This window comes from Hyphomicrobium sp. D-2, assembly GCF_029872155.1.
GTDB lineage: Bacteria > Pseudomonadota > Alphaproteobacteria > Rhizobiales > Hyphomicrobiaceae > Hyphomicrobium_A.
This window is the reverse complement of the sequence record NZ_JARXLA010000003.1, coordinates 289,547-302,867: the sequence shown is the minus strand read 5'-3', so window position 1 is coordinate 302,867 and position 13,321 is coordinate 289,547. Positions and strand designations below refer to the sequence as shown.

The window sequence follows — 13,321 nt, the reverse complement described above, 5'->3', positions numbered from 1 at the left end:
GCTAGCTTCGGTCGCCTTTGCGACCGAGCCCTTGGGCTATGTTTCACCGCTATCTGTTTCATGGCCCGGGTGCCTAATGGCCCCGGGCCATTTTCTGTGTGGCGCGCCCCGCCGCCGCTCCCGTCACCACCTAAATATCTGTCACATTTTGGCATTAGCGTCGCGATTCCTGACCCAAACGCCCGGCTTGCATCTGCGTACTCGGCAACGCACGCTTAAGGGCTGCGGCGCATGATCATTCCTGTGCCGATGATCGGATAACGGTATCGGAAGCCGGATTTCGCACCGGAAATGGCGCCACCGCGTCACCGGAATGAGGCCGCACGATTGTGTATGGGCGAACGCACGCCCCGAGGAGAAAGCATGAACGAGCCAATCGAAATCGGCTTCATGGCGTTTCTTGCCGAAGGCCGTGAAGGCATCGGAGCTGTCCGCGCCATTGCTGATGGCCACATCGTGATTTACGTCGAGAACGGTGGCGAGTTCAGTGTCCCCAACTCGGCCATTCGAAGCGTGCACGACGACAAGGTGATCTTGGATGCGAGCCATCTCGATCGGCGCCTTCTGAATGCCATCGGCCACGCCCACGATCGCGAAGACCCGAAGCTGGTTGGCTGAACACCGATCCGTTCCAAGCCAACGTCAAACACGCACAATCGGCTGATGACGCTGAAATCCTGACACCATCTCACGGACAGCCGCGCGGCCTCCACCGGTTGCTTCCTCTGCTGCGGCGGCGTACGAAGCTTGCAAAAATCAACGATGCCTTTTGAAACGCGTCGGCTTGCGCTGGAGCGCTGATTGACATGATGACGATCTACGACACCGACGGCAAAAACCTTTCAACGCTGGAGCCGGGCACACCGCTCAGTGGCAACAGTGTCTGGATCGATCTGCTGCAGCCGACATCGGATGAAGATCGCTTCGCCGAAGAAGCACTTGGCGTCGACATCCCTTCGCGCGCCGAGATGCGCGAGATTGAGCCGTCAAACCGCTTCTATTTTGAGCGCGGCGCTTACTTCATGACCGCTTCGATCGTCTACGCTGTTGAATCACCGATGCCGAAGACAACGCCGGTGACGTTTATTCTGTCGGGCGACCGTCTCGTTACCGTGCGCTATGCTGAACCGCGCGCGTTTCCGATCTATCGCCAGCGCGTGGAAAAGGGCGACGCTCCATGTGGCAACGGTTCTTCGATCATGACCGGTCTGATCGACGCCATCATTCATCGCATGGCCGATCTGATCGAGCGCATTCAGGATGAAGTGGAGCGGCTTGCGCAATCCGTGTTCGATCTGCGCGGTGGCATGCAGACCCGCAACCGCCGACTGGATGTTGTGCTCAAGCGCATCGGCAAGGCCGGCGATATCACTGCCCGCGCCGAGGACAGCGCTTCATCGCTAAGTCGCCTGCTGCTTTATTTCACCCAGGCGGCACAGGATCGTGGCGATGATCCTCGCATCCGCCAGCGCATCAAAGCCGCGTTGCGCGACATCAACTCGCTGCTCGATCACACCAAGTTTCTGTCCCAGCGCATTTCGTTCATTCTCGATGCGACGCTGGGCATGATCTCGAACGAGCAGAACCAGATCATCAAGCTGTTCTCGGTGATGGCCGTGATCCTGCTGCCGCCGACGTTGGTCGCATCGGTCTATGGCATGAACTTCAAGCACATGCCGGAGCTGGAATGGACCTATGGCTACCCCTGGGCGTTGGGCCTGATGGTGCTGGCCGCGCTTGGCCCCATCATCTATTTCCGGCGCAAGGGCTGGATCTAGCGTTGCAAACGGCGCAGCGATGCGCTCGCGCAACGCGGAAACATCACGCGATCAGTTGCAACCAGACAAATGAAGCCGCAGCGCACAGCGATAGCGTGGCAACGATGCCAAGCCGCAGCACGAAGACACTAGCAAGGCCGAGCACTGTCAGCGCGAGCGCAAGCCAGTCGACAGTTGCGATGTCCGGAACATAAAGGCGCAGCGGCCCCACATGCCGCTCGTCGATCGTCTTGAACAGAACATGCATGGCGAACCAGACCGACAGGTTTGCGATGACACCAACAACGGCCGCCGTAATTGTCCGCAGCGCGGCCGACAGGCGTGGCGAATGCGTGAGAATGTCGATGTATGGCGCGCCGACAAAGATCCACAGAAAGCACGGCGCAAATGTCGCCCACAGCGCCACCGTGGCACCCAGGACGCCCAGCCACACACCGCCCTGCTTGAACGCAGCGATGTAGCCGACAAACTCCGTGACGAGGATCAGCGGGCCGTTGGTTGTTTCTGCCAGCGCCAGGCCATCGAGCATTTCACCCGCGCTCAGCCAGCCGTAACCGCTCACCGCTTCCTGTGCCATGTAGGCAAGCACGGCGTAGGCGCCACCGAATGTCACCACAGCAAGCCGCGAGAAGAACAGCGCAAGCTGTGCCAGCACGTGGCTGCCGCCAAAGATCGCAACGACAACCAGCAGTGGCGCGATCCACACCGCCAACCAGACAGCAAGCGTTTTCAGGGTGGAACTCAACGCAACCGGCGCGGGCCGTTCGCTGACAGGATTGTGCGATGACACCGGACGAAACAGAAAGCCCGCAAGGCCGGCCAACACGATGACGAGTGGAAACGGCAGATCGAAAAAGTAGATGGCGACGAAGCCCGCAATGGCGGCGAGCCAATCCATCGTCCCTTCCATCGCGCGCTGTGCGATGCGGATCAGCGCTTGCAGCACGATGGCCAGCACCGCAGCTTTCAACCCGGCGAACAGCGTCGCGATGGCCGGGGCGGTGCTGTAAAATCCGTAGAGAACGGCTAAAGCCAGCACGAGAGCCGCGCCGGGAAGCACAAACAAAAGCCCGGCGATCAATCCGCCCGCCACACCGCGCAGACGCCAGCCGGCATAGGTTGCAAGCTGCATGGCCTCAGGCCCCGGCAGCAACATGCAGAAACTCAGCGCACCCAGAAAGCGTCGCTCATCCAGCCAGCGCCGCTGCTCCACCAGCACCTGATGCATCAGCGCGATCTGCGCCGCCGGCCCGCCGAACGACAGCACGCCGACCTTGCCGAACGTCATGGCAAGATCTCGCATCGCGATATGATTGGGTGCTGGGCCGTCACTTATCAGCGGTTGCATGCCGTCTGAGCCGCCACTGGATATCTTCATCGGGCGCCTCAAGCCTTTTCCGTTACCGCTGCCCGGCAACGCTGCGCATACGCATCGCGTCCGAAGCACTTGCTCCATCGCGTGACAAATACGGTGCGGAGCATAACACTGATACCGTGCGCCGATGTTGGGTTTACGCGCTGCAGCCGCACCTCAGTGCGGCGTGCGGTCGCGGACCAACAGATGAACGCGATCCCTAACCCATTACTCTTGCGTCACTTCTTCAATTGTTACGTAAACGCATCGTAAATTGATGCATTGACCGCCACAATTAGAGGTGGCCCATTCCGCGCGCCAGAACGGGGGCAATCCCCAATAACGTCTATGGCGGCGCGAACAGGTTCTGGTGTTCGGCTCCGGACGCGGCGGCAGCGCTGGTGAAGCGCGCGTCGACATCATGCGCCCAGGCATTTCGCGTATCTCGCGAGTGCTGGACATGCGGTTTCGCATTGTTGCGCATCGTCTCGAGTACTGCCGCCCTTTGAGGGAGTATCGAATGCGGACGTTTGTTCTTTCCGCGCTGACGGTTGTTGGCTTTGGCCTGACCGCACTGACGCCTGCAGCCGCCGCTAACGTGCCGTGGTCCTGCATGAGCCCGGCCTTTGCTTGCGGCGAAGCCACCGTCTCCAAATTCTCTGGCCAGAAGGCCCATAAGCGCACCGCCAAGCATAAGAAGCACGCGTCGCGCCAGCACTCCAAGAGCAACAGCGCAAAGCAGCAGGCCGCGAATGTCGCCAAGCCCGAGCGCAAGGTCGCCGCTTCGAACGAGACCGCCAAGGCCAAGTCTGCAACCGTGAAGAAGCCGCAGCAGCAGGCCAAGACAAAGCAGCATCCGTTGTCGCCGCCGAACATCGGCGTCAAGCCGAAGGCTGACGCGAAGCCCGACACCACAAAGGCAAACACCGCAAAGGTTGACACGACCAAGTCTACGCACCGCGTAGTCGGCAGCCAGGCAGGTATGGCTTCCTATTATTGGCAGCCGCAGATGACTGCATCGGGCGTGCGCTTCAACCCCAACGCCATGACGGCCGCACACCGCTCGCTGCCATTCGGCACCAAGGTGCGCGTCACCAACAAGCGCAACGGCAAGTCCGTCGTCGTGACGATCAATGACCGCGGTCCGTTCATCAAGGGCCGCATCATCGACCTGTCTAACGCTGCTGCCGGTGTCATCGGCATGCGCGCTTCGGGCGTTGCTCCGGTTGTGGTCGAGCGCCTCACGCGCTGATCCGCTGACCGGCTGTGTGTCGCCGCATTTGTTTGAATGGCGACACACATAACCCGATCACCAATGGCCGCTTCGCATTGGCATCAACGTGAAGCGGCCTTTATTGCTTGCGCCGCCGACGCGAATGAATCTCAGAACGTCGTCGCTGCAAACGACCCGCACAGAGGAGTAATCGCATGCGGACCATCATGATTGCCGCGCTGAGCGCCGCCGGTTTCGCCCTGTTGGGTACTGCGGCTGCAATCGCCGCCGACAACAGCGCTGAGGCCAGCAAAAAATCGGCCCCTCTTTCACCGCCCAACATCGGCGCCAAAGCGAAGTCTGAAGCTGACTCCAAGGGCGCAGCGTCTGCCGCCGCAAACGCAGGTGCAGCCGACGCCGAACCTGCTCCGCGCGTCATCGCACGCCGGCAGGGCATCGCCTCATACTACGGCTATGGCAAGCGCCGCCCGCGCACGGCGTCCGGCCAGCGCTTCGACCCCAACAAGATGACCGCCGCGCATATGACATACCCGTTCGGCACCAAGGTGCGTGTCACCAACAAGCGCAACGGCAAGTCGGTCATCGTCACCATCAATGACCGTGGCCCGAATACGCCCGGCCGCATCATCGACGTCTCGACCGGAGCCGCCAACGTGCTCGGCATGCGCCGCGACGGCCTTGTGCCAGTGGTGATCGAGCGCCTCGAACGGCACGGCGGCTAAGCGTTTTTAAAGCCCATCGGCTTTCACAGAAAAGCGCGGCGCCCATCGCCGGGTAGCCGCCTTTTTCTATGGGAGAGTCCGGAGCAGCGTCGACGCGTTGCTCCGCAGTGCAGGTCCCGCAGTTGGATCAACCGATGATCATGCTCTGCAGCACTGCAAAGTCGGGAACGTAGCTTGCAAGCCTGAGATCGTCGCTAAAACCGACGACGAGCATGGCGCCCGCCACCACAACCGCACCGCCCAGCGCAACGAATATCGATGCGAACGGGCTGGCAATGGCATTGTGATCGCTGAAAAATTCATTCGGGGCCTTCATGGCGCGAACTCCCTATCCACCCGGCGCTTCACCCCTGCGAAGCGCTATCAAAATCGCAGTGACTGTGCCCCCACCCCGCTGGAAAGACGAGGCGACCAACCCCCAACAATCAGGAAACGCTTTTGACGCATGGTTCCGTTTGCCCACCAGGGACAATTACCGGTAAATTCCGGAAAGTTGCGTTCGCGATGGCGTCTAGTCAGGGGCAGTGGCAGCCATGAAGGCTTCAGTTTCAAGGTCGGCGCGTGACGGGGCGATCAATCAGATCAAAACCGCCATGATCGAAAAAAAGCTGACGCAGGCTGAACTTGCCGACGCATCCGACTGCCATGAAAAGACGATCCAGAACCTGCTGGGCGGCCGCTCGGTGCGCGATCAGACGCTGTTCGATGTGTGCATGGTGCTGGGGTTGGATTTCGACCAACTCAAGCACGCTTGGAACGGTGGCGGCAATTCTCCCAATACGCCACCCGAGTTGCTGGGCGAAGGCGGCGGCGTGGTCGCGCCGCTGTACATGGGCGCCTATACGCGCGCCGCGGTGGACCACTACATCGGCAGCTACCTGACGTTGCGCAGCGCCTTTTCGCGCCCGGATCTCATCATCGCATATCGCACCGACATCGTTTGGGATCCGGATTGGCCCAGCCTGCTGTTCCAGGAAACCGACCGCCCCGACGCGCCCTACTCCCATCGCGGCCGGCTTTATATCCCGTCGTCGTCGATGTTCATCCACCTGGTGTCGCTCACCAAGGGCGCGATGCGCATGATCGTCGTTTCGCAGGTGGACCGCTTCGGCGAAATGCGCGGCATCATCACCACCATTCACAAGCAGGGTGCGCTGCTGGTGCCGGTGGCGACGCCGATCGTCTATGCCAAGCGCGAAAACTTCGACAGCGACCTTGGCAACATCACACCCGAAAGTCCGTTCTACGAAGAATATCGCAAGATGCTGGACGAGACCATTTCCGAGGGCTACGCGCGGCTGATGACGTGAGCGCGGGCATGCATATCCGCCGCTGGTTCCGCCCGACTGCTCTGCGCACGATTGTGATCGCGATAGGAGCGATGGTGTTGATGACGATGACGCAAAATGCATCGGCGCAAGCACCGGCGTCGAGCGCCCCGCAATTTAAAAGCGAAAGCATGGAAGCGCCTGGCCCGAATGGACCACTTCAGGGCACGCTTGTAATTCCGCCACCGGCTGCGTCGCTCGCGGCGGACGCACGCGCGTTAGCACCCGTTGTGCTCATCGTACCCGGCTCCGGGCCAACGGATCGGGATGGCAACAATCCACTTGGCGTCAAGGCAGCGCCGTATCGTTTGCTGGCGGAAGATCTGGCTGCGCGCGGTATCGCATCGGTGCGTATCGACAAGCGTGGCATGTTCGGCAGTGCGCAGGCGATCAGCGATCCCAACGCCGTCACCATAGGCGACTATGCCGATGACGTGCGTACATGGGTGCAAAGCATCATCGCGCACACGGGCGCGCCGTGCGTCTGGGTGCTGGGGCACAGCGAAGGCGGCTTGGTCGCACTCGCCTCGTATGACGCCACTGCAAAAGTATCTGATAGCGATATTTGCGGGCTGATGCTGGTTTCAGCACCAGGCAGGAAGTTGGGCGATGTGCTACGCGCTCAGCTCAAGGCCAATCCGGCCAACGCGCCACTTCTGCCGCAGGCATTGGATGCGATCTCGCAGCTAGAAGCTGGCCGACGCGTTGACGCTGCCAAGCTCGATCCCGCCCTGCTGTCGCTGTTCCACCCTGCTGTGCAGGGATTTTTGATTGATGCGCTGACGCGCGATCCCGCCGCGCTGATCGCTAACTATCGGAAGCCGGTCCTGATCGTGCAGGGCCGCGCCGATCTGCAAACCGACGTCCAAGATGCCGAACGATTGAAGGGGGCGAACGCCGCAGCGCAGCTGGTGCTGCTCGACAACGTCAATCACGTACTGAAGCGCGTGCCGGCTGATGATAAAGCAGCTAACATGGCAAGCTATGGCGATCCCGGCTTGCCCATTGCGTCCGAAGTTGGCGCGGCCATCGCGGATTTCATCGCGCGATATAAACCGCACTGAGCACTCCGCTGCAGTTGAACAGGGATTATTCGACGCGCATCAGATGAATGCCTTCAGGATCTAGCGTGACGGTAATCTTGGCATCGACAGCCAGATGGCGCTGCGCCGCTTCCCGCGCCGTTACCTTCAATCGCAAAGCAACGCCGTCAAAATCCATCAGCAATGTCTTGAAATCGCCGGATGCAAAAATTTCGACGATGTGCCCGCGCAGGCTGTTTGCAAGCGATGCATGTTCTGCGTCTGCATCAATGACGGAAATGCAGTCGACGGGAAACAACACCGTGACTTTCTCGCCAGCCGTGTGACCGTCAACCAATCTGACCTTCAAAACATGGCTACCGCAGCGGATGTGTGTTGCATCCAACACTTCGGCTGTGGCTATGTTGTCCTGGCCCATTAACCGGGCGACGCCAACCGTGCGCGGACGCAAGCGCAGATCATCCGGCGCGCCAATCTGCATCACGTTGCCTTTGTTCAGAACGCAAATGCGATCTGCCAGCGCTTGCGCTTCCTCAATGTCATGCGTAACCAGAACGATGGGAATATCGAGCGCGCGGTGCAGACTGGCGAGTTCCTGTTTCAACGGCTCCCGCGTCATACGGTCGACGGCCGAAAATGGCTCATCGAGCAGCAGCACCTTGGGGTCGCGCGCCAAAGCCCGGGCAAGTGCGACGCGCTGGCGCTCGCCACCAGACAGTTGCGACGGCCTGCGGTGAGCAAGCCCGTTGAGATGCACACGGGCGAGCAGTTCCTCCGCACGCCGTTGGCGCGTCACCTTATCGGTGTCGAGCATAGCGAGCGCCACATTGTCCACCGCCGACAGATGCGGAAACAGTGCGTAATCCTGGAACACCAATCCGACACGACGCTGCTGCGGGCTCATATCGATTTTATTGTCGGTATCGAGCCAGCTTTCGCCGCCAACGCGGATGCGGCCGTGCCGCGGTTTGTACAATCCAGCAACCGAGCGCAGCACGGTGGTCTTGCCGCTGCCCGATGGTCCGATCAGCGCCAGCAATTCTCCTGCTCGCGTGGAAATCGATACATCCAGCGGGATCGGTGCATCCTGCCGACACTCGATAGATAGCGCCGCAGCACCGTCGTCACTGGAAACCATGCGCACCCGTTCCCCTGCGACGCGCAAGTGTGTGCACGATTGCAATCGACAACAATGAAAAGCCCAGCAGCGCCGCCGACATGACGCCCGCGCCCGCGATATCGAACGCCTGCACGCGATCATAAATCGCAATCGACAGCACACGGGTTTCTCCCGGAATACTGCCGCCGATGAGCAGGATCACGCCGAACTCGCCGAGCGTATGGGCAAATGTAAGCGCAATGGCCGAAACGATGCCCGGCCATGCCAGCGGCAGTTCAATACGGCGCATCGTCTGCCATGGTGACAGCCCGCTGACGAACGCGGCTTCGCGCACATTACGCGGGATGCTTTCAAACGCGCGCTGGATCGGCTGCACGGCGAACGGCAAATTGACAATCAGCGATGCGATGAGAATCCCGGTGAACGAGAATACCGGCGCGCTGCCGAAAATCGATTTGATCGTGCCGCCGATTGCCGACTGCGGCGAGAACGCCACCAGCAGATAGAAACCCAGCACCGTCGGCGGCAGCACCAGCGGCAACATGATGAGCGCCTCGATGCCGCTTTTCATCGGCACTCGCCTCCAGGCGAGCGCCCGCGCGATCAGCATGGCGCACGGCAACAGAAACAGCACCGTCCATGCCGCCAGTTGCAGCGTCAAACTGAAGGCTTGCCAATCCATCGCGGGTCTCTTGCGCGCGTTACGTCACGTTATGACTTGGGCACGCCGAAGCCATTCGCCTCCAGAACTTCGCGCCCCTCGGGTCCGCGAACGAAGTCGGCGAAAGCCTTTGCGTCGGGCGAAGCGCCCTTCACAACCGCCATACCGTGATTGATTGGCTTATACCAATCCGGGTTTACCGACGCTGAATTGATCAGCGGGGCAAGCTCCTTCGACACCGCCAGCGAACGGGCGATGAAGCCGACGTCTGCCGCGCCAGTGGAAACGAACGTCGCTGTCTGGCCGATGTTCTCACCGGTAACAATCAGCGGATCGGCCTCCTTCAACAGGCCGGCAGCCTCAAGCGCCTCGCGACCGGCACGGCCATAGGGCGCTGTTTCCGGATTGGCGATGGCGATGCTTTTCACCTTACCGGCGGCCAGTGCCTCACGCAGCCCCTTCAACTCGCTGTCGATCGCGACCGGTGAAGCCTTCGTCGCCGCAACGCTCAACTCGCCCCGCGCAAACACGACCGGCTCGCCATCCGTGTTGCCAGCTGCAGCGAGTTTTTTGACACTCTTGTCATCGGCGGCGAACAGCACCTGGAAAGGAGCCCCCGCCTCGATCTGGTGCACGAGGTTGCCGGTGGCGCCAAATGTCAATTTGACATGCTTGCCTGTGGCCTTTGTGTATCGTGCTGCGATCTCTTCCAGCGCATAACGCAGACTGGCTGCCGCAGCGACCGTAGGCACCACCTGCTGCTGGGTTTCGGCACTTGGCGATGAAGCGGCTTTGTCATCGCGCGCAATAGCTGCTGTCGAAACGCTCACGAATGCGAGCAGCGACGCCAGCGCGGGACGCAGCAGGGCGCCACAGAAATTCAATGCCGGATTCGATTCAAAAACGCTCATCTTGATCGGGCTCCAATGCCTACGTCGGCGGCATGATAGTGAAACTGGAGCATACCCGTCGAGCGTTATATTCCTTCAGGAATATCGCGTGCAGCTTTACCGTTCGCGTTAACGGATGGCCGTTCGTCCGCGCTGCCTCCATTCGCGAAGACACCGTTTTCCGAACGACCGTTCGGGTTCAGAAAATGCTCTTTCAGATCGACGCTGGACCGCCGACCAATGCTGTTGCGATTGGTCTGAAGCCACCGGTCGGCCTCGGTTTTTCCTGCCTCGAACAGATGGGAAAGCATCTCCCGATCCGGCTTCATGGTGCTTTCGGGGCTTAGCGCGCTGGTGTACTGGCCTGCATCAATCAAATGAAAACGATGCGTTGCCAGTTTGCTGAGCCGGCCACGCGGACCGCCCAGACGTCCGTGCCAACATTCGCGCACGGCCTCGATCAACTCCACTTCGCGGATCAGCGGCGCATCGAACGCCAGCCGATAGGCATGCAGCGAGATATCGCGCATCCCCGTCGGCAGATCCAGACGATCCGTGGCATTGAGCTGCACGATCAGCGTGTCTTCCACCGGACTGTCGATCGCCAGTGTCTTCAAATCGGGATTGGCCGAGAAACCGCCATCCCAATAGGCGACGCCATCGATCTCAACCGCATGATGCACCATCGGCAGACACGCCGAGGCCAGCACCACATCGACACTCATTTCCTGGCGGCGGAACAGACGCGCGCGCCCAGAAGAAACTTCCGTTGCAGCAATGAGAAGCTCAATGGGCGATTGCTTGCGCAGCAGTTCGAAATTGATGCGCTCCGACAGCAGACGGCGCAGCGGATCGAAACCCAGCGGATTGAACTCATACGGCGACCACATACTCGCCATCTGCGCGAGTTGGGGCGCGCGTGTCAGACCATAGAGAAATGGGTTGAGGCGCATCAGGTCTGGCACGCCCGCCTGCTGCACCGCTTCCCATATCTCGCGCAGCTTTGCGCGCGCGGCAGCCTTGCCCCCGTCCGCCAACCCGGCAGCAGTTGCAACCGCATTGACGGCGCCAGCGCTCGTCGCACTCACCCAGCTTATTTCGAGCTCGTCATCTTCCAGAAGCCGGTCGAGCACGCCCCAGGTGAACGCGCCATGCGCACCGCCACCCTGCAAGGCAAGGTTCAGCCGAACGTTCCGCCGGAATAGCCGCCGCACTTCTGTCACCCTTGCCCATCCATTCGTGCACACAAAACTCAGCGCTAATCTCTAGCCCTATATAGTGTCACGACCGGCATTAAACTGAGAACGCATGTTTGAACGTAGCTGGCCATGTATGCGTGGCCGTAGCGCAATACAGTTAGTGTGCGGTGGCATCTTCGCAGCGCATTTGCGCAGTCATTGTGCAATCTGCGACCATCTTCACTGCGAAATTGACGCGTGCGACAACTGCGCACGCAGGCCATTGCGGCCTGCCTGACGCGCGCGTGTGCGCGCCTAACCGGACGCAATCTCCCGATGAGCAATCGGAACGACACGGCCGCCATCATTCAGACCGCGCGTCGTATACGCGATGCGCGCGCGTCCGCCTTCATCGCGTCCGATGCGCAAAAGGTTGTAACGGCCCGGCGGCTCATTTTTGTGCGCACGTGCCATTGATGACGAACCCACGCCCAGCACAGGCACACCGCCCAGTTCCGGTTCGAAACTCGGCAACAGAACCTCGCTGTCGACATGATTATGACCATGCAGCACAAGCTCAGCGCCGTGACGTGCGAGTATCCGCGACAGCTCCGGCGCATCCCGCAGCCCTCTGCGCGTCGGCGCGAGCTGGGACAGCGGCGGATGATGGATCAACACAACACGGATCAATCCTTCAGCGCCAAGCTTCGGCAGAAGAGTTTCAAGCGCCTCGCGCTGACGGCCACCAAGCTCACCGGCAGCAACGAACGGTGGTGTTTCAACCGCTGAGTTCAGGCCAATCAACGCCACGGGACCGACGCGCCGCACGAACGGAAACAGTAGCGGTGGCGCGCCCTCGCCCGATATCCGGTGAGTGACGCGATCGCATTGCGCAACGTCCGGCGCGAAGGCGCTGCCCCAGGCGTCCGGCGCCATGTAGTCGGCCCAGCGCGCAACACCAGCGTCATTGCGCAATGTCGTGTAGATGTCGTGGTTGCCGGGAACCAGCGTCACCTGCTCCGGCGTCCCGACAGATTGCAGCCAGCCATGGGCGGCAGCGTATTCCCCCGGCAGCCCGAGATTTATCAGATCGCCGGTGATGGTAATGTGATCGGGGTTCTGTGCCTGCATGTCCGCAACGATGGCATCCAGAGCATCGCGCCGATGCGTTCCCTGACGATTGCGCCGCCAGTTCAGGTAGCCCAGGCCGCGTTTGAGATTGAGATGCCGCAAACCAATAGCCGGAACCGGCGCAATATGCGCATCGGACAGGTGGGCTAATGTGATTGCATCATCCATTCGTTGTTGGTCCTTGAAAGTTCGGTCCCGCAGTCGCGACGGTGGCGGCTGGCATTTATGGCAGCCAAAACGCATCTGGCATCCATGGCATCGTGGCGAAGCACCGGTTAGCATGCTGTTGGTCGGTTTTTAACACGCGATACATAAATAACCGGTCGGAAACCCGCTCCTAAGGAGATCGCCGTTTGAACGGTGCCGCAAAGTACGTGCTCAAGAAACTGCTGCAGCGCTATTGGCGGCTGACCCGAGGGATGACCCTTGGCGCTCAAGGCGTGCTGATCGATCCGCAGGGCCGCGTCGTTCTGATCCGCCACACGTACGTTCAGGGCTGGCGCTTTCCTGGTGGCGGCGTCGAGCACGGCGAGACAATCGCCACTGCTCTGACACGGGAACTGCGCGAAGAAACCGGCGCGGAAATCACCGCCGAGCCGGAGCTGTTCGGCATATATTCAAACGCCGCGGTGTTTCCCAACGATCATGTCGCGCTGTACATCGTGCGGAACTGGCGCCGAGATCGTATTCCCGACCCCAACCACGAAATCGCCGAGCATGGCCTGTTTGCGCCGGACGATCTGCCCGCCGACATCTCCGATGGCACCGCGCGCCGCCTGGCTGAGATCTTCGCCGGCGCGCCCCGGTCTGCCCACTGGTGAGCCAATATCGGGATTTGCCCCGAAGCTGCCTCCCCCGAAAAATCAAATACCAACACGGCGA

The 13,321-nt window shown here is 60.7% G+C and carries 14 protein-coding genes; 7 read left to right on the top strand and 7 right to left on the bottom strand.

The window, feature by feature from the left end:
- Window positions 1-363: 363 nt before the first annotated feature.
- Window positions 364-618, top strand: a complete 255-nt coding sequence (locus QEZ49_RS07305) for a hypothetical protein (RefSeq protein WP_280385550.1) — start codon at window positions 364-366, stop codon at window positions 616-618.
- A gap of 188 nt (window positions 619-806) precedes the next feature.
- The gene (locus QEZ49_RS07300) at window positions 807-1,778 is read left to right on the top strand and encodes a magnesium transporter CorA family protein (RefSeq protein WP_280385547.1); all 972 of its coding nucleotides are present in this window, start codon (window positions 807-809) and stop codon (window positions 1,776-1,778) included.
- A 43-nt stretch (window positions 1,779-1,821) separates the two neighbouring features.
- Here QEZ49_RS07300 and chrA read toward each other — a convergent pair whose 3' ends face one another.
- Window positions 1,822-3,156 carry a chromate efflux transporter gene (gene chrA, locus QEZ49_RS07295; RefSeq protein WP_280385545.1) on the bottom strand — a complete coding sequence of 445 codons (1,335 nt, stop codon included), beginning with the start codon at window positions 3,154-3,156 and terminating at the stop codon, window positions 1,822-1,824.
- 496 nt (window positions 3,157-3,652) lie between these two features.
- On the opposite strand from chrA, the gene QEZ49_RS07290 reads away from it, so the two are divergent.
- Window positions 3,653-4,384 (top strand): septal ring lytic transglycosylase RlpA family protein, encoded by a 732-nt coding sequence (locus QEZ49_RS07290; RefSeq protein ID WP_280385543.1) that lies wholly within the window; start codon window positions 3,653-3,655, stop codon window positions 4,382-4,384.
- 176 nt (window positions 4,385-4,560) lie between these two features.
- Window positions 4,561-5,088 (top strand): septal ring lytic transglycosylase RlpA family protein, encoded by a 528-nt coding sequence (locus QEZ49_RS07285; RefSeq protein ID WP_280385541.1) that lies wholly within the window; start codon window positions 4,561-4,563, stop codon window positions 5,086-5,088.
- A 127-nt stretch (window positions 5,089-5,215) separates the two neighbouring features.
- Here QEZ49_RS07285 and QEZ49_RS07280 read toward each other — a convergent pair whose 3' ends face one another.
- Window positions 5,216-5,404, bottom strand: a complete 189-nt coding sequence (locus QEZ49_RS07280; protein WP_280385539.1) for a hypothetical protein — start codon at window positions 5,402-5,404, stop codon at window positions 5,216-5,218.
- Between the two features lie 217 nt (window positions 5,405-5,621).
- On the opposite strand from QEZ49_RS07280, the gene QEZ49_RS07275 reads away from it, so the two are divergent.
- Complete coding sequence (locus QEZ49_RS07275; protein WP_068460364.1) at window positions 5,622-6,398, top strand: helix-turn-helix transcriptional regulator; 777 nt, start codon at window positions 5,622-5,624, stop codon at window positions 6,396-6,398.
- Window positions 6,399-6,478: 80 nt separating this feature from the next.
- A complete protein-coding gene (locus tag QEZ49_RS07270) occupies window positions 6,479-7,480 on the top strand; it encodes an alpha/beta fold hydrolase (protein ID WP_280385538.1) in 1,002 nt (333 codons plus the stop codon).
- Window positions 7,481-7,505: 25 nt separating this feature from the next.
- On the opposite strand, the gene QEZ49_RS07265 is transcribed toward QEZ49_RS07270, so the two are convergent.
- The 5 genes from QEZ49_RS07265 to QEZ49_RS07245 all read right to left on the bottom strand — a co-directional run bounded on the left by QEZ49_RS07265 (window position 7,506) and on the right by QEZ49_RS07245 (window position 12,607).
- Entirely contained in the window at window positions 7,506-8,597 is a 1,092-nt protein-coding gene (locus tag QEZ49_RS07265; protein ID WP_280385536.1) for an ABC transporter ATP-binding protein, read from the bottom strand.
- Window positions 8,584-9,261: a molybdate ABC transporter permease subunit gene (modB, locus tag QEZ49_RS07260; RefSeq protein ID WP_280385534.1), complete on the bottom strand. Its 678-nt coding sequence runs from the start codon at window positions 9,259-9,261 to the stop codon at window positions 8,584-8,586. The genes QEZ49_RS07265 and modB overlap by 14 nt, the downstream gene beginning before the upstream one ends.
- Before the next feature lie 29 nt (window positions 9,262-9,290).
- The gene (gene modA / locus QEZ49_RS07255) at window positions 9,291-10,151 is read right to left on the bottom strand and encodes a molybdate ABC transporter substrate-binding protein (protein ID WP_280385532.1); all 861 of its coding nucleotides are present in this window, start codon (window positions 10,149-10,151) and stop codon (window positions 9,291-9,293) included.
- A gap of 65 nt (window positions 10,152-10,216) precedes the next feature.
- On the bottom strand, window positions 10,217-11,353 hold the full coding sequence (locus QEZ49_RS07250) for a patatin-like phospholipase family protein (protein WP_280385530.1): 1,137 nt from the start codon (window positions 11,351-11,353) through the stop codon (window positions 10,217-10,219).
- A 270-nt stretch (window positions 11,354-11,623) separates the two neighbouring features.
- The gene (locus QEZ49_RS07245) at window positions 11,624-12,607 is read right to left on the bottom strand and encodes a metallophosphoesterase (RefSeq protein ID WP_280385528.1); all 984 of its coding nucleotides are present in this window, start codon (window positions 12,605-12,607) and stop codon (window positions 11,624-11,626) included.
- A gap of 185 nt (window positions 12,608-12,792) precedes the next feature.
- On the opposite strand from QEZ49_RS07245, the gene QEZ49_RS07240 reads away from it, so the two are divergent.
- Window positions 12,793-13,260, top strand: a complete 468-nt coding sequence (locus tag QEZ49_RS07240; RefSeq protein ID WP_280385526.1) for an NUDIX domain-containing protein — start codon at window positions 12,793-12,795, stop codon at window positions 13,258-13,260.
- The last annotated feature ends 61 nt before the right edge of the window (window positions 13,261-13,321 follow it).